At 73.0% G+C, this 19,358-nt stretch carries 20 protein-coding genes; 13 read left to right on the forward strand and 7 right to left on the reverse strand.

Translation table 11 applies throughout. From position 1 onward, the window contains the following. Positions 1–43 precede the first annotated feature (43 nt). Positions 44–1,471, forward strand: coding sequence for a wax ester/triacylglycerol synthase domain-containing protein (locus ABD401_RS18980; protein ID WP_344607624.1), 1,428 nt, complete (start codon positions 44–46; stop codon positions 1,469–1,471). Further along, entirely contained in the window at positions 1,468–2,445 is a 978-nt protein-coding gene (locus tag ABD401_RS18985) for an alpha/beta hydrolase (RefSeq protein ID WP_344607626.1), read from the forward strand. Before ABD401_RS18980 ends, ABD401_RS18985 begins: the two co-directional genes overlap by 4 nt. A 27-nt stretch (positions 2,446–2,472) precedes the next feature. On the opposite strand, the gene ABD401_RS18990 is transcribed toward ABD401_RS18985, so the two are convergent. After that, positions 2,473–3,057, reverse strand: a complete 585-nt coding sequence (locus ABD401_RS18990) for a hypothetical protein (protein WP_344607628.1) — start codon at positions 3,055–3,057, stop codon at positions 2,473–2,475. 198 nt (positions 3,058–3,255) lie between these two features. Here ABD401_RS18990 and ABD401_RS18995 point away from each other — a divergent pair, with 198 nt between their 5' ends. Further along, complete coding sequence (locus ABD401_RS18995; RefSeq protein ID WP_344607630.1) at positions 3,256–3,429, forward strand: hypothetical protein; 174 nt, start codon at positions 3,256–3,258, stop codon at positions 3,427–3,429. A 47-nt stretch (positions 3,430–3,476) separates the two neighbouring features. Continuing rightward, on the forward strand, positions 3,477–5,858 hold the full coding sequence (locus ABD401_RS19000) for an HAD-IC family P-type ATPase (protein ID WP_344607632.1): 2,382 nt from the start codon (positions 3,477–3,479) through the stop codon (positions 5,856–5,858). Here ABD401_RS19000 and ABD401_RS19005 read toward each other — a convergent pair. After that, a complete protein-coding gene (locus ABD401_RS19005) occupies positions 5,770–7,095 on the reverse strand; it encodes an NADH-quinone oxidoreductase subunit D-related protein (RefSeq protein ID WP_344607634.1) in 1,326 nt (441 codons plus the stop codon). The two genes, ABD401_RS19000 and ABD401_RS19005, sit on opposite strands and share 89 nt — an antisense overlap. Before the next feature lie 96 nt (positions 7,096–7,191). Between ABD401_RS19005 and ABD401_RS19010 the strand changes: the two genes are divergently transcribed. Then, complete coding sequence (locus ABD401_RS19010; RefSeq protein ID WP_344607636.1) at positions 7,192–7,560, forward strand: ArsR/SmtB family transcription factor; 369 nt, start codon at positions 7,192–7,194, stop codon at positions 7,558–7,560. Positions 7,561–7,644: 84 nt separating this feature from the next. Here the strand turns inward: ABD401_RS19010 and ABD401_RS19015 are convergent, their stop codons facing one another. After that, entirely contained in the window at positions 7,645–8,157 is a 513-nt protein-coding gene (locus ABD401_RS19015; protein WP_344607638.1) for a universal stress protein, read from the reverse strand. A gap of 187 nt (positions 8,158–8,344) precedes the next feature. On the opposite strand from ABD401_RS19015, the gene ABD401_RS19020 reads away from it, so the two are divergent. From ABD401_RS19020 to ABD401_RS19045, 6 genes are all read left to right on the forward strand, one after another. Continuing rightward, complete coding sequence (locus ABD401_RS19020; protein WP_344607640.1) at positions 8,345–8,794, forward strand: universal stress protein; 450 nt, start codon at positions 8,345–8,347, stop codon at positions 8,792–8,794. Next, complete coding sequence (locus tag ABD401_RS19025; protein WP_344607642.1) at positions 8,791–9,639, forward strand: universal stress protein; 849 nt, start codon at positions 8,791–8,793, stop codon at positions 9,637–9,639. Before ABD401_RS19020 ends, ABD401_RS19025 begins: the two co-directional genes overlap by 4 nt. A 78-nt stretch (positions 9,640–9,717) precedes the next feature. Continuing rightward, positions 9,718–10,200 carry a universal stress protein gene (locus tag ABD401_RS19030; protein ID WP_344607644.1) on the forward strand — a complete coding sequence of 161 codons (483 nt, stop codon included), beginning with the start codon at positions 9,718–9,720 and terminating at the stop codon, positions 10,198–10,200. Then, complete coding sequence (locus ABD401_RS19035; RefSeq protein ID WP_344607646.1) at positions 10,200–10,622, forward strand: adenine nucleotide alpha hydrolase family protein; 423 nt, start codon at positions 10,200–10,202, stop codon at positions 10,620–10,622. Before ABD401_RS19030 ends, ABD401_RS19035 begins: the two co-directional genes overlap by 1 nt. Continuing rightward, positions 10,622–11,038, forward strand: a complete 417-nt coding sequence (locus ABD401_RS19040) for a pyridoxamine 5'-phosphate oxidase family protein (protein WP_344607648.1) — start codon at positions 10,622–10,624, stop codon at positions 11,036–11,038. Before ABD401_RS19035 ends, ABD401_RS19040 begins: the two co-directional genes overlap by 1 nt. A 21-nt stretch (positions 11,039–11,059) precedes the next feature. Then, the gene (locus tag ABD401_RS19045; RefSeq protein WP_344607650.1) at positions 11,060–11,728 is read left to right on the forward strand and encodes a hypothetical protein; all 669 of its coding nucleotides are present in this window, start codon (positions 11,060–11,062) and stop codon (positions 11,726–11,728) included. A 105-nt stretch (positions 11,729–11,833) separates the two neighbouring features. Here ABD401_RS19045 and cydC read toward each other — a convergent pair whose 3' ends face one another. Genes cydC through ABD401_RS19065 form a run of 4 tightly spaced genes read right to left on the reverse strand, consistent with a single transcriptional unit; the run spans position 11,834 to position 17,614 of the window. Continuing rightward, complete coding sequence (gene cydC / locus ABD401_RS19050) at positions 11,834–13,519, reverse strand: thiol reductant ABC exporter subunit CydC (protein WP_344607652.1); 1,686 nt, start codon at positions 13,517–13,519, stop codon at positions 11,834–11,836. Continuing rightward, positions 13,516–15,174: a thiol reductant ABC exporter subunit CydD gene (gene cydD / locus ABD401_RS19055; protein WP_344607654.1), complete on the reverse strand. Its 1,659-nt coding sequence runs from the start codon at positions 15,172–15,174 to the stop codon at positions 13,516–13,518. Before cydD ends, cydC begins: the two co-directional genes overlap by 4 nt. Continuing rightward, a complete protein-coding gene (gene cydB, locus ABD401_RS19060) occupies positions 15,171–16,208 on the reverse strand; it encodes a cytochrome d ubiquinol oxidase subunit II (protein ID WP_344607656.1) in 1,038 nt (345 codons plus the stop codon). The genes cydD and cydB overlap by 4 nt, the downstream gene beginning before the upstream one ends. 11 nt (positions 16,209–16,219) lie before the next feature. Next, positions 16,220–17,614 (reverse strand): cytochrome ubiquinol oxidase subunit I, encoded by a 1,395-nt coding sequence (locus tag ABD401_RS19065; RefSeq protein WP_344607658.1) that lies wholly within the window; start codon positions 17,612–17,614, stop codon positions 16,220–16,222. A 239-nt stretch (positions 17,615–17,853) separates the two neighbouring features. On the opposite strand from ABD401_RS19065, the gene ABD401_RS19070 reads away from it, so the two are divergent. Both ABD401_RS19070 and ABD401_RS19075 read left to right on the forward strand, forming a co-directional pair. After that, the gene (locus ABD401_RS19070) at positions 17,854–18,042 is read left to right on the forward strand and encodes a hypothetical protein (RefSeq protein WP_344607660.1); all 189 of its coding nucleotides are present in this window, start codon (positions 17,854–17,856) and stop codon (positions 18,040–18,042) included. Then, a complete protein-coding gene (locus ABD401_RS19075) occupies positions 18,018–19,241 on the forward strand; it encodes a DUF4389 domain-containing protein (RefSeq protein ID WP_344607662.1) in 1,224 nt (407 codons plus the stop codon). The genes ABD401_RS19070 and ABD401_RS19075 overlap by 25 nt, the downstream gene beginning before the upstream one ends. Positions 19,242–19,358: the final 117 nt, after the last annotated feature.

Below are 19,358 nucleotides of genomic sequence, written 5' to 3' on the forward strand. Positions count from 1 at the left end.
CCTATAGATAGGCTGACCTCGTCGTCCCGACGGAGGTAGCGAGATGAACGACGCCATCGACCCGGTGTGGCCCACGACCACGGGCATGAACCCCTTCGAGTCGGTGATGTGGCGGCTCGACGCGGCGCCCATGCTGCGCGTGCCGACCCTGTCGTGCGAGGAGCTGGACACGGTCCCGGACTGGGACCGTTTCCTCGCCGCGCACGAGTGGGCCGTGCGCATGGCGCCGCAGTTCCGCCTCAAGGTCGTCGAGCCCCCGCTCGGACTCGGTACCCCGCGCTGGACGGTCGACCCGCACTTCGATCTTTCCTTCCACATCCGGCGCCAGCGGCTGCCCGAGGGCGGCGGCTGGCCGGAGCTGTTCGAGGCGCTCGGCCAGTTCTTCACCACGCCCCTGGACCGCAGCCGGCCGCTGTGGGAGATCGTCCTGTACTCCGGCCTGCCGGAGGGGCGCGCCGTCTACGCGCTCAAGATGCACCACTCCATGGGTGACGGCTTCGCCGTCATGCACCTGCTCTCCCGGCTGCACTCCCGTACCCGGGAGCCCTCGCCCGACAAGCCGCTGCCGGGCGACCTGCCGGCGCCCGAGCTCAGCGAGGTCGACGCCCTGCGTCACCAGATCATCGAGGACGCGTCGATCGTGCCGTCGGTCGCCACCAAGATCGGCTCGGCTGCGCTGAGGACTGTCACGAACCCCGTCGGCGGGCTCAAGGCCACCGCGCGGTACGCGGCCTCCCTCAAGCGCGTCGTCGCACCACCGGTCGGGTCGGGCTCGCCGCTGCTCGCCGGACGCAGCATGAGCATGCGGCTCTCGTTGATCGACGTGCCGTTCTCCGACTTCCGCGCGGCGGCGAAGGCGGCCGGCGGTTCGGTCAACGACGCCTACCTGGCCGCGCTGTTCGGCGGCTACCGGCGCTACCACGAGGCGATGGGCGTCGAGCCGCCGGAAAGCATTCCGACCGGCTTCCCGATCTCGCTGCGCAAGGCCGACGAGGCCGCCAGTGGCGGCAACCGCATCGCTGCCGCGCGCATCCCGGGCCCCGTGGCCGAGGCCGACCCGGTTCAACGCATCGCTCGGATCCGCGAGCTGACGCAGGCGGCCCGCAACGAGCCGGCCGTCGACGTCATGGGCGTCGCCTCGCCGGCGCTGGCCCGCCTCCCGTCCCCGGTGCTCGCGGCCGCGGTGGGCCCGCTGACCGCGGGTCTGCAGCTGATGGCGAGCAACGTCCCCGGCATCGGCCCCGGCCACTACCTCGCGGGCGCGGAGGTGCTGCGCTTCTTCGGGTACGGACGCTCCGGTGCGGCCGCACTGATCACGTTCATCACCTCCGGCGACCTCGCGAGCGTCGGCGTCGGGTTCGACCCGGCCGCGATCACCGAGCCGAAGCTGTTTCTCGACTGCATGGTCGAGGGCTTCGCCGAGATCCTCGACCTGCACCCGGGTTCCGGCAAGCCGGTGCTCCGCGGATGACGGAGCGCACCATCCGGCCGCACGTCCGCCGGCGGACCAAGGCCACCCTCCGCTCGCGCATGGTCGTCGCCGCGTTCGGCAAGGCGACGGCCCCGGCGCTCGCGAAGCTGAACGGGGACGAGATCACGCCCGAGATCGCGGCCCGGTTCGCCCGGCTGGACAAGGCCTCCGCCCGCATCCCGGCACTGCGGGGCTCGCGGACCGAACGCTTCACGATCGGCGACTTCGAGGCCGAATGGGTGCACGGCCCCGGCGTGCCGGGCGGTGCGCCGGACTCCCGGGACCGGGTGATCCTCTACCTGCACGGCGGCGGCTGGCTGTTCGGCAACGTCGGCTCGCACCGGCGGATGATCTCCAAGCTGTCGCGGGCCGCCGGCCTGCCGGTGCTCGCGCTCGACTACCGGCTCGTGCCGAAGGTGACGTTCGAGCAGGAGATCGCCGACTGCGTCGCCGGCTACCGCTGGCTGCTCGAGCAGGGCGTGAAGCCGGAGAACGTCGTGATCATGGGCGACTCTGCCGGTGGTCACCTCACCTTCGCCACCGCGATCCACGCCCGTGACGCGGGTCTGCCGATGCCGGCCGGGCTGGTCGGCATCTCCGGCGTCTACGACATGACGACCGAGCACAAGAGGGCCCACGCGAACCACGCCGCCGACCGGACCGGCGCCCTCGCCGCGCTGGAGTGGATGATGCGCGTCGTCCTCGCCGGTGCCGACCCCACCGACGGCAAGGTCTCCCCGCTCCGCGCCGATCTCACCGGCCTGCCGAGGACGCTGCTGGTGGTCAGCTCGACCGAGGTCATCTACTGCGACTCGGAGCAGATGGCCGACCGGCTCACCGAGGCCGGGGTGCCGTGCACCCTCTCGGTCTGGCCGAACCAGCTGCACGTCTTCCAGGCCTTCGGCCCGGTGGTCCCCGAGGCGACCCGCTCGCTCGTCGAGATCGCCCGCTGGGTACGCAACGTGGTGGCCTGACGGTTCGTCAGGCCACCACGCATCCGGTCAGGCGCTCGCCGGCTCCGCGGCGCGCTGCCGGCCGATCAGGATCTCCGCGTCGGGGCTGACACGGCGGGTGTGGGCGAAGCCCAGGATGCTGAGGGCCCCGAACACCGCCGCACCGGCGAAGGCCACCCAGGCGCCGTAGAGCGCGAGCGTGCCCATCTTGCCGAAGGCGTAGGCGTTGAGCAGCAGACCGCGGAGGGTCTCGCCGCGGAAGGTCGTCTCGACCTGCGCCGCCAACGCCTCGTCGTCCGGGTTCGCCCGGGCCTCGGTGCTCAGCTGCGAGTAGGTCTTGCCGCCGCTGCTCTGCTCCAGGTGCACCGCGATGTAGTGGTCCGCGAAGGCCTTCGCCTGCTCGCCGGTGGTGAGCTGCTGCCCGGCGTAGCGGTCGATGTACGGGCCGATCCGCCGGTCCGCCGTCGCCGGACCCTTCTCCGGGAAGTAGATCTGCTGGGCGCTGAGCTGGCTCGTGACCTGGTCGTCGACGAAGTTGTGGGCCCAGGTCAGCAGCCCACCACCGAGGAGCAGGATGCCGGCGAGCATGAGCCCGACCGTGCTGACGATCTTGTCGAAAGCCGTGCGACGCATGGTGATGTTCTCCCTCGAATGTCCGACCTCCTCAGCATCGGCGGGCGCGGCGGCCGACCCCAGATGCCGAACGACGGTGGGGGGAGTGACAACCGGCCCCTCTGGTCCGGGTCCACCGCCTCATGCGGAGGACGCCGGCGGGGACCGATCCTCGAAGTACGGGGCGCGACAGGCCCCGGACCGAGGAAGGAGCACATCATGGACTACACCTCGCAGGCCGTGGCGGTCGTTCTGCCTCTTGCCGCCGCGTGCGGCCTGATCGGTCTCATCCTCATCCCCGCGATGGCGATCAGGTCCACGAAGAACGCGATCTGCCCCGAGCGGGCTCGCCGCGAGGCGGCGGAGCGTGCGCAGCAGTACGCCACGCGCTGAGCCCGGCCGGTCGGCCGTCCGCCCGTCGCGTGCTGAACGATGGGGTCATGGCGCTGGACGGACTGACCGCGGCCGAGGTCGCTGAGCGGGTCGCCGCCGGCCGCTCCAACGACGTGCCGGTGGTGGCCGCGCGGTCGATCCGGGACATCGTCCGCTCGAACGTCTTCACGCGGTTCAACGCGGTGATCGGGACGCTCGCGGTGCTGATGCTCGTCATCGGGCCGCCGCAGGACGCCCTGTTCGGGTTGGTCATCGTCGTCAACACCGGCATCGGGATCGTGCAGGAGGTCCGCGCGAAGCGGACGCTGGAGCGCCTCGCGATCGTGGGGGAGTCGCGCCCGCGCGTCCGCCGGGACGGGCAGGTCGTCGAGGTCGTCCCGCGTGAGCTCGTGCTCGACGACCTCGTCGAGCTCGGGGCCGGCGACGAGATCGTCGTCGACGACGGGCTCGTCGCCGCCGACGCGCTGGAGGTCGACGAGTCCCTGCTGACCGGGGAGTCCGACGCCGTGCACAAGGTCGTCGGGGAGCAGGTGCTCTCGGGCTCGTTCGTCGTGGCCGGCCGCGGCGTCTACCGCGCCACCCGCGTCGGCCGGGAGGCGTACGCCGCGCAGCTCGCCGAGGAGGCCAGCCGCTTCACGCTGACGGCGTCCGAACTGCGCCGCGGCGTCGACGCGATCCTGCGGATCATCACCTACCTGATGGTGCCGGCCGCGGTGCTCATCGTGATCAGCCAGCTCACGATCGACGACGAGCCGACTCGCGACGCGCTGCGCGGGACGGTCGCCGCTCTGGTCCCGATGGTCCCCGAGGGCCTGGTCCTGCTGACCAGCCTGGCGTTCGCGGTCGGCGTCGTCCGGCTGGGGCGACGGCAGTGCCTGGTCCAGGAGCTCCCGGCCATCGAGGGCCTGGCGCGCGTCGACGTCGTCTGCACCGACAAGACCGGCACGCTCACCGAGAACGGCATGCGCCTGGCCGAGCTGCGGGTGTGCAACGGCCACGACGAGGCGGACGCGGTGCTCACCGCGATGGCGGGCGCCGACCCGCGGCCCAACGCCAGCATGCTCGCGATCGCCGAGGCGTACCCGCCGGGCGCGGACGTCCCGGCAGCCGCGCGAGTGATGCCGTTCTCCTCGGCGCGCAAGTGGAGCGGCGTCGGTTTCGACTCGACGGCCGCGGCCGGCGACTGGGTGCTCGGCGCCCCCGACGTCCTGCTCGACGCCGCGGACCCGGCCCGGGTCGCCGCCGAGGAACTCGGGGCCCAGGGCCTGCGCGTCCTGCTGCTCGGCCGGGCCGCCGGCGCCGTCGACGGCCCGGACGGCCCGGGCTCGATCGAGGCCGCCGCCCTCGTCGTCCTCGAGCAGCGCATCCGGCCCGAGGCCGGACCGGCCCTGCGCTACTTCGAGTCCCAGGACGTGGCGCTGAAGGTCGTCTCCGGCGACAACGCCGTTTCCGTGGGGGCTGTCGCCGCTGCGCTGGAGCTCGACGGTGCGGATCACCCGATGGACGCCCGCCGGCTGCCGGCCGACCCGGAGGCCTTTGCGGAGGCCGTCGAGAGCACGAGCGTCTTCGGCCGCGTGACGCCGACTCAGAAGCGTGAGATGGTCGGCGCCCTGCACTCCCGCGGGCACACGGTCGCGATGACCGGCGACGGCGTCAACGACGTGCTCGCGCTCAAGGACGCCGACATCGGCGTCGCGATGGGCTCGGGCAGTGCCGCCAGCCGTGCGGTGGCCCAGATCGTCCTGCTCGACAACTCCTTCGCGACCCTGCCGCACGTCGTCGCGGAGGGCCGGCGGGTCATCGGCAACATCGAACGGGTCGCGAACCTGTTCCTGACCAAGACCGTCTACTCGGTGCTGCTGGCGATCGTCATCGGGGTCATGGGGATCCCGTTCCCGTTCCTGCCGCGGCACCTCACGCTGGTCGGTTCGCTGACCATCGGCATTCCGGCGTTCTTCCTCGCGCTCGCGCCGAACGCCGAGCGGGCCCGGCCGGGTTTCGTGCGACGCGTGCTGCGGCTGGCGATCCCGGCCGGGATCATCGCCGGCGTGTGCAGCGTCGGCACCTACCTGATGGTGCGTGAGATGGACTCCGCGACCGACGAGCAGCACAGCACGGCCGCGGTCCTGGCGCTGTTCGTCGTGTCGGTGTGGGTGCTGATCGTCGTGGCGCGGCCCCTGGCGTGGTGGAAGCTGCTGGTGGTCGCCGGGGCGTGCCTCAGCTTCCTCGTCTGCCTGCTGGTCCCGTGGCTGCAGGGTTTCTGGGCGCTGTACCCCGACCACGCGGGCGCGACCACGGCGGCGCTCGCCGTCGGGGCCGTGGGGTGCGTCGCGGTCGAGGTCAGTGCGCGGGTGCAGGGTCGGGCAGGTCGAAGCCCGAGTCGACCGTCGATCCGTTCTCGTCGTGAGGACCACGCTGGGACAGCGTGAACGCCGAGCGCGTGAGGAACGACGGGTCCACCACGCGCAGATTCTCGACCCGGCCGTTCTCGTCCAGTTCGACGCGGGTCGCGATCGTCCCCTGCGGACCCTCGACCAGGCCGGTCCCGCGCATCGGGTGACCCGTGCCGCCGAACGCGGCGGACGAGACCGTTCCGACGGCCCGCCGGGCCTCGGGCAGGAGGTCGCGCAGCAGGCGCAGGCTCGCGCCGAGCTCGTGAACCCGTATCTCCAGGCGTGCGAGCGCGTCACCGCGGCGCGAGGTCACGGTGTTCACCAGGACGGTCCCCGGGTGGAACGGGTGGTCGCGGCGGGCGTCGGCGTCGACGCCGCTGGCGCGCGCAACCGGGCCGAGGGCGCCGGTCATCGCAGCGTGACGGTTCGTCAGGATCCAGCGGCGGCGGTACGTGGCCGCCAGCGCAGGGCTGGAGAGCGCCTTGTCCCGGAACTCCGTCGCGACCCTCTCCAGCTCCCGCAGCCGGCGCGGCTCGGGGAGGGTGCGCAGCCGGACGCCGCCGGGCGTGACCGCCCCGCGGAGCAGGCGGCTGCCGGTGATCTCCTCGTTGAGCGTCAGCACCTCACGGTGGAGCGAGAGGGCCTCCGCGGACCAGCGCGTCAGGCCGGCGTCGTTGCACATCGCGCCGATCGACCGCAGGTGGTTCGTCGCGCGCTCCAGCTCGACGAGGATCGCGCGGGCGGCGGCCACCGGCGGCGGGACGGCGAAGTCGTTCGCGTCCTCGATCGCGAGTGAAAGAGCCACGGCGTGGGAGAGGCTCGACCGCGGGTGACGGTGCTCGACGACGTCCACCAGGTCAGTCGCGGCCCGCCCGGTCGCGTCGACCTCCCACGAGTGGCGGGTCGGGGCGGCGAAGCCCGTCGTTCCGTTCCGGCCGGGGGCCGGGGGAGCGGAGCTGGCGAGCAGGCCGTGGGTCTCGTAGAGCTCGCGCTCGAACCGGCCGGCGGGAAAGCTCAGCAGGGCCAGGCTCGGCACCGTGTCACCGCCGGGGGCGGTGTGCGTCACGAGCTCGACGCGGCGGTCCGGGCCGGACGCCGTGAACAGGTAGACGATCCGGTGCGCGCCGTCGTCCTCGGCGACCGCGGTCACCAGGGCCAGACGGAACCCGTCGTCCAGCAGCGCCTCCGCGCGCCAGCGGAGGTCGACGACGCCGACCTCCTGCGAGGGGCGGAACCGGGCAGGGGCCGGGCGGTGCGCGAGCGACGAGGTCATGACGCGGTTCCTTGGGCCATGTTCGGAGTTGCAATATTCTTCAACTCATCATATCTTGAATTGACGGCCTGTGAAGGCCGAAGGACGGGAGACCTGGTGACGACACCCCTGCACCAGCTGAAGGCCGAGTTCTTCAAGACGCTCGGCCATCCCGTGCGCATCCGGGTCCTGGAGCTCCTCAGCGAGCGCGAGCACACGGTCGCCGAGATGCTGCCCGAGGTGAACGTCGAGGCCTCGAACCTCTCCCAGCAGCTCGCGGTGCTCCGGCGCGCCGGCCTCGTCACCGCGCAGCGGGAGGGCTCGAACGTCCGGTACGCCCTCGTCAGCCCGAAGGTGGCCGAGCTGCTCGTCGTCGCCCGCGGCATCCTGACCTCGGTCCTGAGCGGCCAGGCCGGCCTCCTGACCGACATGCACGCCCAGTACCCCCAGGAGCAGGTCGTCCCCCGCCGCCGCCGCGCCGGCTGACCCGGCGCCGTTGTCACAAAAGGGTGACACCCCTTACTGCGCAGTAAGGGGTGTCACCCTTTTGTGACAGGGGGGCGGGGTTGCTCAGCGGCGGTCGGCCAGGAGCGGGCGGTCCCGGGCGGTCTCGTCGGGCGGGGTGGTCGGGGCGGTGCGGTCCTTCGCGGGCACGACGAGGACCGGACAGGGGGCGCTGGTGACGCACCCCATGCTCACGGTGCCGAGGACGCGGCTGGTGACGACGCCGTGGCCGTGGCTGCCGACGACGAGCAGGTCGGCGCTCTCGGCCAGGGCGGTCAGGGCGTGGGCGATCACGTCGCCGGGGACGACGATCGTCTCGACCGGCGGTGCGTCGGGCACCCACGCGCGGACGGCGGCGACGTCGTTCGCGAGGTGACGTTCCGCGTCGCGGCGCGCGGCCTGGGCGCGGGGGGACGGCTCGCGGTTCGGGTCCGCGTCCGGCTCGAGGGCGGCCGGGTCGTAGTAGACGGCGGCGGCGAGCACGTTCGCGTCGATCGTCCCCGCGTGCCGCAGGGCCCAGGTCAGGGCCCGCCGCCCGCCTTCGGTGCCGTCGACGCCGACGACGATGCGTCCGGTCATGGTCGATCCCTCCCGAGGATCTCGCTGTCTGCCCTCAGGCTCCTCCGCCGCGTGGCGGCCGGGCAGGGCCAGGAGGTGCCGAAGGCCCGGGACCTTCGGCCCGGACGATCGGGGCGGATCGGACCTGCTCCGCGACCCCCTGATCGGGGCAACCTGGAGGGGAGGAACGTCAGCGGAGGAGGACGAGATGAGCGGGACGAACGAAGAGCGCATCGTCGTGGGGGTCGACGGCTCCCCGGAGGCGGAGGCCGCCCTGCGCTGGGCGAACGCCGCCGCGCAGCGCGCGGGCGCGATGCTCGACGTCGTGACCGCCTGGTCGCTGCCGGCCGCCTTCAGCTGGGACGTCGGCGCCTACGGCATCGACTGGCAGGGCGACGCGGAGAAGTCCCTCCAGGCCACGCTCGACGAGGTCTTCGGGGCCGACCGGCCGGCGAACCTGCGCACGTTCGCCCTCGAGGGCGACCCGGCCCACTGTCTCGTCGAGCACGCCCGCGGCGCGCGGATGCTCGTCGTCGGCAACCGCGGCCGCGGTGGCTTCCGCGGGCTCCTGCTCGGCTCGGTCAGCTCGAAGTGCGCCGCGCACGCGAAGTGTCCGGTCCTGATCGTCCACGCCGGCGACGAACTCCCCGCGGAGTGAACGGGGTCCTCGTCGCGGTCGACGGATCCACCTCCGCCACCGCCGCCGTGGCGGTCGCGGCCGAGTACGCGGCCCGGGCGGCAACGACTCTGACGATCGTTCACGTCGTCGAGCCCGCGCTGCTCGGCCGGCCGCGCGGAGCAGACCCGCTCCCGGACGCCGCCGTGGCCGCACGGGCCGCGGCACCGGGAGTCGAGGTCCGCGCGTTGGGCCGGACCGGGCCGGTCGACGACCTGCTCGTCGACCTCGCCCGGGACCACGACCTGCTCGTGGTGGGCAGTCGAGGTCACGGCGCGGTGCGCGACGCGGCCCTGGGATCGCACGCCGTCGCCCTTGCCGCGGCGGCGCCGTGTCCGGTCCTGGTCGTCCGGCCGGGAGCGGCGCGGCGCCGTCCGGGCGGTCCGGTCGTGGCGGGACTGCGCGGCGACCCCGCGCGTGACGAGGCCGTCCTCCACGTGGCGTTCGCGGAGGCGGCGTCGCGCGGGGTGCCCGTCGTGCTGGCCCACGGCGTGAGCCGCCGGGCCCCGGTGCGGCGCCTGGCGCTGGCCGCCCTGGCGGCCGGCGGGCCGGACCACGACGGCGACCTCCGGATCGAGGCCCGGCACTGGACCGAACGTCACCCCGACGTCGAGGTGCGCACGGAGGTGCGTTCCGGCGCGGCCGCCTCGGCGCTGCTGGAGGCGGGGCGCGGGGCGTCGCTGATCGTCCTCGGCACCCGGGGCCGGGGCACGCGCGCCGCGCTCGTGCTGGGCTCGGTCAGCCAGGCCGTCCTGCACCACGCGCACTGTCCCGTGCTGCTGGTTCCGCGTCCCGAGCCGGAAGGGCCGAGGGTCCCACCCGGCTGAGGACCGCTTGCTCTGCCGCCGGCCCGCCCCGGCGACGGATCCTGAAGGAGACGAAGGCAACGGAGCGAAGGAACGGCCATGCAGAGCTATGCCGGACGCGCGGAGCGCGGGCGGATCGTCGTCGGCACCGACGGCTCACCGGCGTCGCTGGTCGCCGTCCGGTGGGCCGTGGAGGCCGCCGAGCAGACCGGCGCGTGGCTCGACGTGGTGCTCGTCCGGCTGCCGGGAGGAGAGACGTCGGCGTTGGCGGACCACGTGCTGCTCGCCGATCTGGTGGCTCTGGTCCGGGAGCCTTTCCCGGAAATGGTGCGGACCTTCGTGATCGAGGGTGACCCCGCCGCCTGCCTGACTGCGCACGCCCACGGGGCGGACGTCCTCGTCCTGGCCGACCGTGGCGCCGGCGGCTTCCTCGGGCTTCGCCTCGGGTCCGTCGCCTCCGCCTGCACCGTGGCCGCGACCTGCCCGGTGCTGATCGTGCCCGCCGACCGCCGTCGCTTCCCGGACGCCGAACTCCCGGACGCCGCACCGGCGGCCGCGGTGGCGTTCGGCGAGGAGTACTGATGACCGTGAGCGGCACCAAGACCCCGACCTCCGGTGGCCTCCTGCACGGCCGGGTCGTCGTCGGGTTGCACGAGTCCGGCCATGCCGCCGAGGCGCTGGCCGTCGGGTTCTCCGAGGCGCGACGCCGCCGGGCGGACCTCACCGTCACCGTCGTGCGCGACGGCGAGGACGCGGGCGAGGCGCGGAGTCTGGAGCAGGCGGTCGCCGACGTCGCGGCCGGTTACCCTGACGTCGGAGTCGCCACTTCCGTCTGCGTCGGCCAGTTCGCCGAGGTCCTCGTCGACCTGTCCGGCTCGGTCGACCTGCTGGTGCTCGGCCTCGGGGACCGGCCCCGCGGTCTGGGTCGGCAGGACCTGTTGATCGCGTCCCGCGCACGTTGTCCCGTCATCGTCGTTCGCGACACCCCACGAGGTGATCTCTGATGTCCCTTCCCGGCTCGGTGGTGCGCCACCTCGATCCGCTCGACGAGAAGACGGCGATGACGCTGATGGCCCGCGAGCAGGTGGGCCGGCTGGCCTTCTGCATGTCGGGGGCCCCGCACATCGAGGTCGTGAACTTCGTCGTCGTCGACGGGGACGTCCTCTTCCGTATCGGTGTGAGCACCAAGCTCGCCGCGCTCGGCCAGTCCGGGATGTTCGCCGTCCAGTGCGACCGCATCAACACCGGGACGCGGACCGGCTGGACCGTCACGGTCCAGGGGCACGCGCGCACCCTCACCGACGACGAGGTCGCCGGGCTCCCGGTCCAACCGGAACCCTGGGCGCCGGGCGACCGGGCCCGGGTCGTCCGCCTGACACCCCGTCATATCTTCGGTCGGGTTCTCTCCGCCGACGAATAGGCCCTCTCCGAACGGTTCGACATGCGCTGCCCGCACCGCCTGCTCCTCGCCCTCCTGGTGGCCGGTGTGGCGGTCGTCCCCGAGCCGGCCGACGCCACCGCGCTCGCGTCGACACCGACGGCGATCCCGGCCGTCCAGCGGGCCGTCGCCGAGGTGGCCAAGTTGCCGTTGCCGCCCGTCCCGCCGCTCACCGTGATCGAGGACCCCACGCTCGCCGCGCAGGGTCAGGTGCTCGACCGAACGATCTGGATCAACACCAAGGCGGACGAGGCCTCGCAGGCCCGGACCGTCCTGCACGAGCTCGGACACGTCCTCGACGACTCGTGCGGCATCGACACCGGCCCCGTGGTCGCCGCGTTGCGGAAGACCCCGACCGTGCGGGCCTTGATCGCCGACTCGCTCAACGGCGACGAGTGGGCCCAGTACGCCGTCGCGGACGACGAGATCTTCGCGCGCGGGTTCGGCCAGTTCGTCGTCGAGCAGTCCGGCGACCCCGACCTGATCGAGGCGGTGCGGTCCCTCGAGCGGGCCCAGTGGCCGGCTGAGGAGTTCGCCCGGGTGATGCCCGAGTTCGAGCGACTGTTCGGCGTCTGGGGTCACCGCGGATGCGGCGGCGTCGGTCTCGACGTCCCCGCCGGGGCCCCGGAGCCGGTCGGTCGTCTGGAGGGCCGCCGCGTCAAGAAAGGGTGACACCCCTTACTGCGGAGTAACCGCAAGGGGTGACACCCCTTACTGCGGAGTAAGCGCAAGGGGTGACACCCCTTACTGCGGAGTAACCGCAAGGGGTGACACCCCTTACTGCGGAGTAACCGGAAGGGGTGACACCCTTTCTTTTCCACAGGGGTCGGCGAGGTCGAGGACCGCGTCGACGTCGGTGAGGACGCTGCGGTCGTGGGTGATGAGGAGCGTCGTCCGGCCGGTGGTGACGTCGAGCAGGTCCCGCATCAGCTCCGCGGCGGTCGCCGGGTCGAGGTGCTCGGTGGGTTCGTCGAGGATCAGGATCTCGGCGTCCGTGAGCAGGGCCCGGGCGAGCACCAGGCGGCGCGCCTGCCCGCCGGAGAGGTTCGAGCCCGCCGGCCCGACAACGGTGTCGAGGCCCTGCGGCTGCGTCCGCAGCCAGGCCCCGAGCCGGGCGGCGTCGGCGGCGGCCCAGAGCTGCTCCTCCGTCGCGTCCGGGCGGGCGAGCAGCAGGTTGGCGCGGACGGTCGAGTCGAACAGGTAGGCGTCCTGGGCGCAGGTCGCGACCACGCGCCGGACGTCCTCGGCGGCGAGGGTGCGGGTGTCGACGCCGTCGAGCCGGACCGCTCCGCCGCGCGGATCGACGAAGCGCAGGATCGCGGCGGCCAGCGTCGACTTGCCCGAACCGCTTTCGCCGACGACGGCGATGCGCCGGCCCGGGCGCAGGTCCAGCGAGACGTCGTGCAGGACGTCCGGGCCGTCCGGCCACCCGACCCGCAGGTGCTCGACCCGCAGCGTGTGGGGGCCGGGCCCGAGCTCCGCGGGCACCGCCGGATCCGTGACGGTCGCCGGAGCGTCGAGCACCTCGAACACGCGCGTCAGGCCGCCCCGGGCGGTGTCGAGCCGCCGGACCGCCTCCGGCGCCTGCCCGACGACCTCGAAGACCGCGATCGGCGTCAGCACGACGACGGCGAGCAGCACCGGATCCAGACCGCCGGTGTGCACCCGGTGGGCGCCGAACGCCAGCAGCGTCCACACCACGGCGCCGACGGTGAGCGCCAGGGCGGTCGCGGCGGCGGCCGCAACGACGGCGGAGCGCCGGTCGGCCCGGGCCAGTTCGCGTTCGGTCTCGGCGATCGCGGCCAGCCGCTCGGGGACGGCGCCGTAGGCGCGGTAGGTGTCGAGGCCGTCGACGAGGTCGACGGTCTGCGTGGCGAGCCGGCCGCGCAGGGCCGCGGGCGCGCGCTCGGCCTCCGCCGCGAGTGCGCTCTGCGCCAGGGGAACGACGACGCCGACCGCGACCAGGCCCGCGAGCAGGACAAGCCCGGCGGGCCAGGCGATCGCGCCGAGCAGCATCACCGCGGCGAGGCCGGTGGCGGATGCGACGGCGAGCGGCAGCAGGCCGCGGACGAGGACGTCGGGCACGGCGTCGACGTCGGCGGCGAACCGAGCGGTGAGGTCGCCGCGGTGCAGGCCGCGCCGCCCCGCCGGCGCGAGCCGGTCGGCCGCCTCGAAGCAGCGGACCCGGATGTCGGCGAGGACGCGCAGCGCGGCGTCGTGCGAGACGAGACGCTCGGCGTACCGCAGCACACCGCGGCCGATGCCGAACGCCCGCACGGCGACGATGGCGACCATCAGCATCAGGACCGGTGGGTGCTGCGCGGCCCGGGAGATCAGCCAGGCCGACGTCGCCGTCAGACCCACCGCCGCGAGGGACGCGAGACAGCCGAGCAGGGCGGCCAGCGCCAGTCGCGGGACGGCCGGCCGCGCGAGGTGGAGCAGGCGACGGACGGGCCCGGTCATGCGGCCACCTCCACGTCGGGCCGGGCGGGCACGCCGTCGAGGTCGACGCCGCGGTCGGCGAGGTCCCGCAGCACCGGCCGATGCGTCACGACCACCACGGTGCGGGCGGGCGCCAGCGAACGGATCGCCGCGGCGATGCGGCGCTCGGTCTCGGCGTCGAGATCGGCGGTCGGTTCGTCGAGCAGCAGGAGCGGGGCGTCGCGGAGGAACGCGCGCGCCAGGGTGACGCGACGGCGTTCACCGGCGGACAGGCCCGCACCGCCCTCGCCGACCTCCGTGGCGAGCCCACCGGGCAGACGGGCGAGCAGGTCGCCGAGCGCGGCGAGTTCGGCGGCCGACGCGATCTCGGCGTCGGTCGCGGTCGGTCGGCCCAGGCGGATGTTGTCGCCGAGCGTCCCGGCGAACAGGAACGGCTGCTGTCCGGCCCACGCGACGCGGGAGCGCCAGGCGTCGGCGTCGAGCTCCGCCAGGTCGGTCCCGCCGACGTGCACCGCACCGGCCGGTGCGGGCGTCAGCCCCGCGAGCACTCGCAGCAGCGTGGACTTCCCGCTGCCGCTCGACCCCGTGACGGCGAGCAGCTCACCCGGTCGCACGGTCAGCGAGAGGTCGGCGGGGGCGGGTTGGTCGCGATCGGGGTGATGCACCGTCAGGCCGGTGACGGTCAGACCCCGGTCGAGGTTCGGGGCCGCCCGGTAACCACCGGCGTCAGGCGTCGCGTCGATGAGGTCGAGTGCGGCCGCGGCTGCCGCCAGGCCTTCCTCGCTGGTGTGGTGCAGTGCGCCCAGACGCCGGAGCGGCAGGTACGCCTCGGGGGCGAGGATCAGCACGGTGAGTGCGGTCTGCAGCGTCAGGCGCCCCTCGACGAGACGGAGGCCGACCCCCACGGCGACCAGCGCGACCGACAAGGTCGCGACCAGTTCGAGCACGAGCGAGGACAGGAACGCCAACCGCAGGGTCCGCAGGGTCGCGACCCGGTAACGGTTGCTGATCTCGGCGATGGTCTCGGCCTGAGCGCGCGAACGCCGGAACGCCTTCAGGGTGGGCAGCCCGCTCACCACGTCCGCGAAGTGCCCGCCGAGTCGGGTGAGCAGGTGCATCTGACGCTGTGTGTAGGAAGCGGTCGACAGACCCACGAGCGCCAGGAACAGCGGGATCAGCGGAAGGGTGACGGCGACTGTCGCGGCAGCGGTCACGTCGGTGAAGATCAGTCCGCCGAGCACGATCAACGGGATGACCGCGACCTGCGTCAGCGCCGGCAGGTACCGGCCGACGTAGCCGTCGAGGGCGTCCAAGCCGGTCGAGGTCAGGGTCGCGATCTCGCCGGGCGGGCGACCGCGGCCGGCACCGGCCGCGACGGCGGCGAGGGTCTGGGCGCGCAGTTCCGCCTTGACCTGGCCGGCCGCCCGCCGCCCCAGCAGATCCTCGAGACCGGCCAGCGCGGCGCGCGCGAGGAGCACGGCGGCGAGGGCGAGCAGAACGCCGCGCAATTCGACCGGCCCGGCGCCGGTGGTGAAGGACCGGGCGATCGCGGTCGCGAGCAGCACGGCCTGTGCGATCGTGAGCGCCGCACCCCCGGCCGCCAGCACGCCGCCGGCGACCAGGTGTCGGCGGACGCTACGGGTGCGGCGGGCCAGTCGGGGATCGACCGGTTTCACCGAATGTCCTGGAGCACCGACTCCACAGCTTTCGGCATCGCCAGCGGCGGGATGTGCTCGGTCCCGACGCGGGCGCGGAAGACCCAGTACGTCCAGGCCTGGTAGGCCACGACCACCGGCGTCAGGATCAGCGCGACCCACGTCATCACCGTGAGCGTGTAGCCCGTGGACGACGCGTTCGTGACGGTCAGTGAGTTGGCGGCCTCGGTCGCCGGGAGCACGTTCGGGTACAGCGCGACGAAGAGCGAGACGGTGGCGAGGACGATCGTCGCCCCGGTGGCGACGAAAGCCCACCCGTCGCGGGACGCCGCGGTCAGGCCCAGCGCGGCGACGAGGGTCAGCGCGGCGAGCACCGAGATGGCGATGGCCCAGGCGTCCCGCTGATCGATCGCGGTCCAGGTGAGAAACGCGACGGCCGCCGCGATCGCCACCGGCGCGATGTTCTGCGTCGCCCGCTGCGCACGGTCCCGGACGTCGCCCGTGGTCCGCAGCGTCAGGAACACTGCGCCGTGCAGGAGGAACAGCGTCAGCGTCACGACGCCACCGAGTAGGGCGTAGGGGTTGAGCAGCGTGAAGAAGCTGCCGGTGTACTCGTGCTCCGCCGAGAGCGGGACGCCGCGGACGATGTTGCCGAACGCGACACCCCAAAGCACGGCGGGCAGGGCGCTGCCGACCACGATGCACAGGTCCCAGCGCCGCCGCCAGGCGTCGTCGTCGATCTTGCCGCGGTACTCGAACGCGACCCCGCGGACGATGAGCGCGACGAGGATCAGCAGCAGGGGCAGGTAGAACCCGCTGAACAGCGTTGCGTACCACTCGGGGAAGGCGGCGAACGTCGCGCCGCCGGCGACGAGCAGCCAGACCTCGTTGCCGTCCCAGACCGGGCCGAAGGTGTTGAGGACGACCCGGCGTTCCCGGTCGTCGCGGGCCAGCACCGGCATGAGCATGGCGGCGCCGAAGTCGAAGCCCTCCAGCAGGAAGTAGCCGCACCACAGGGTGGCGATCAACAGGAACCAGAGCGTCGTGAGTTCCATCGTCATCTCTCTCAGTACGCGAAGGCCAGCGGGCGGTCGGAGTCGTCGTCCTCGGAGTGGGCCGTCACCTGCGGAGGCTCCGAGCGGCCGTAGGTGAACAGCAGCTTCAACTCGACCGCGGCCAGCACCCCGTAGAGCAGCGTCAACACGGTGAGCGACGTCGCGACATCGAACGTCGAGACCGTGGGGGAGACGCTGTCCTTGGTCTGCAGGACGCCGAAGACGGTCCAGGGCTGGCGGCCCATCTCGGTGAAGATCCAACCGAAGGTGTTGGCCAGCAGCGGCAAGGTGACCGCCGACGCGGTGCCGAGGTAGAACCATCGGCTGCGCGGCACGCGCCCGCGCCGGGTGACCCAGAGTCCGGCCAGCGCGATCAGGATCGCGAGGCTGCCGAACCCGATCATCAGGCGGAACGACCAGTACGCGACCGGGATGTTCGGCTTGTAGTTCCCGGGGCCGTAGGTCTGCTCGTACTCCCGCTGCACGTCGTTGATGCCCTCGACGGTCCCGTCCGGGTCTCCGGTCGCCATGAACGAGAGCAGCCCGGGGATGCGGATGCTCGCGATCTCCTCCTCGCCGTCGAGCGAGCCGATCGTGAACAGGGAGAAGCCGGCCTTGTCGGTGGTGTCGTACAGCGCCTCGGCCGCGGCCATCTTCATCGGCTGCTGCTCGGTCATGATCCGCGCCTGGACGTCGCCACTGATCGCGGTGCCGATGCCGGCGAGCAGCATCACCCACATCGCGAGGCGCATGCTCGGGCGGAACACGTCGGGCGAGGAGGCGCGGCGGATGTGCCAAGCCGCGACGGTCAGCATGAACGCGCCCGCCGTCAGCAGGGCGGCGAGGATCGTGTGCGCGAACGTGACCACCGTCGTGTTCTGGGTGAGTACGGCGCCGAAGTCGTGCAGCTCGGCGCGCCCGCGCTCGGCGTTCATCTCGTAGCCGACCGGGTGCTGCATGAACGAGTTCGCCGCGAGGATGAAGTACGCGGACAGCCAGGTGCCGACGGCGAAGAGCCAGACGCAGGCGAGGTGGACCCGCTTGGGCAACTTGTCCCAGCCGAAGAGCCACAGGCCCAAGAAGGTCGATTCGAGGAAGAACGCGAGCAGCCCCTCGATCGCGAGCGGCGCGCCGAAGATGTCACCGACGAAGCGCGAGTAGTCGCTCCAGTTCATGCCGAACTGGAACTCCTGGACGATGCCCGTCACCACGCCCATGGCGAAGTTGATGACGAGGAGCTTGCCCCAGAACTTCGTCGCTCGGAGGTAGGCCTCATTGCCGGAGCGGTGCCACGCGGTCTGCAGGCCCGCGACGAGCATCGACAGACCGAGCGTGATCGGCACGAACAGGAAGTGGTACACGGTGGTGATTCCGAACTGCCACCGCGCGAGGTCGAGCGCGTCCACGGTTCCTCCGGTCGGACGGGCGGTCTGAACTGATGGCTCCTCACTTTTCCCGCGCGGGCGGGGGTCGGGGCAGGGGCGGTGGTTGGGGTTCGGCATGGACCTTCGGCCCGAAGTGCCCGAGTCGAGTGCCTCTGGGGGGAGGTGAGGCCCGGGGACGAACCTGGAGGGGAGGCGACGGCCCCGGGACGGGCCCGGCCACGACACCCTGCGCTGACGCGCGTCCCGAGAGGAGTCCCCCGATGGGCACACCCGAGCTGATCGGAACGCGCTCCTACCCGGTGCAGGTCAGCGGGCGCCGTGACCCGGAGCTGTCGCGCTGGCTCTGGCTGGTCAAGTGGCTGCTCGTCCTACCGCACCTCGTCGTCCTGGCGTTTCTCTGGCTGCGTTCGTCCTCCTCACCGCGGTGGCCGGCGTCGCCATTCTTCTGACGGGCCGTTATCCGGCCCCCATCTTCGAGTTCAACGTCGGCGTTCTGCGCTGGACGTGGCGGGTCCAGCACTACTCCTACGGTGCCCTCGGCACCGATCGGTACCCGCCGTTCACCCTCGCCGACGTCCCGGACTACCCCGCGCGGCTGGAGGTCGAGCGCCCGGAGCGGCTGTCCCGCGGGCTGGTCCTGGTGAAGTGGTGGCTGCTGGCCATCCCGCACTACCTGATCGTGGCGCTGCTGATCGGCGGCATCGGGCCCGTGCTCGACGGCGACGGGCCGCTGCAGTGGTTCTTCACCGGACTGGTCGGCGTCCTGGTCCTGGCCGCGGGCATCGTGCTGCTGTTCACCGGCCGGTACCCCGAGCCCCTGTACGACCTGGCCGTCGGCATGGACCGGTGGGCGCTGCGGGTCGCCGCCTACGCCGGCCTGATGACCGACACGTACCCGCCCTTCCGCCTCGACACCGGCGGCACCGAGCCCGGCGCCGCGGAAGCCGCGGTCGCCGTGGAGCCGGCCCCGGCCCGGGCGGGCTGGACCGCGCGCCGGGTCACGGCGGTCGTCGCCGGAGCGGTGCTCGTCCTGACCGGCAGTGGCCTCGCTGCCGCCGGCGGCGCAATGCTGTGGGCGGACCGGACCCAGCGGACCGACGGCCTGCTGATGACGCCGAGCCGGCACTTCGACACCACGGCGTCCGCGTTGGTCAGTGAGGAGATCGACCTGCCCGACGTCGACCTCGGGCCCTTCGGTTCGGGATCGTTGCTCGGCACCGTGCGCATCGAGGTCCAGTCCGCGAGCGGGCAGCCGATCTTCGTCGGGATCGCCGGGGACGACGACGTCGAGGCCTACCTGCAGGGCGTCGCTCACGCCACCGTCGAGGACCTCTCGCACGGTGCGACGCCGGTCGTCACGGCCGGGGATCGCGTCCCTGAGAGCCCGGCGTCGGCGGGGATCTGGGTCGCGTCCGCGGCCGGTGCGGCTCCGCAGGCCGTGACGTGGGACTCCGAGGGCGGCGACTGGTCGATCGTGGTGATGCCGCCGGACGGCAACGCCGGGTTCGGGGTCACGGTGCGCGCCGGCGCCGAGGTCCCGGCCCTGACGTGGATCGCCGGCGGTGCCCTCGGGGCCGGTGGGGCTCTGCTCGTCGCGGGCCTGGTCCTGATGACCGTCCCGATCGTCCGCGCCGCCCACCCGGCCTGAGCGCGAAAGGCGCCGCCGTCCCCGGTGGACGGCGGCGCCGGCCGGTCGGGCCCGGTGAAAGCCGACCGGCGGCCCGGGCGAGACAGGCGGCGCTGCGGTGCCGCGGCCCGGTGCGTC

This window comes from Sporichthya brevicatena (assembly GCF_039525035.1).
GTDB classification, from domain to species: Bacteria; Actinomycetota; Actinomycetes; order Sporichthyales; family Sporichthyaceae; genus Sporichthya; species Sporichthya brevicatena.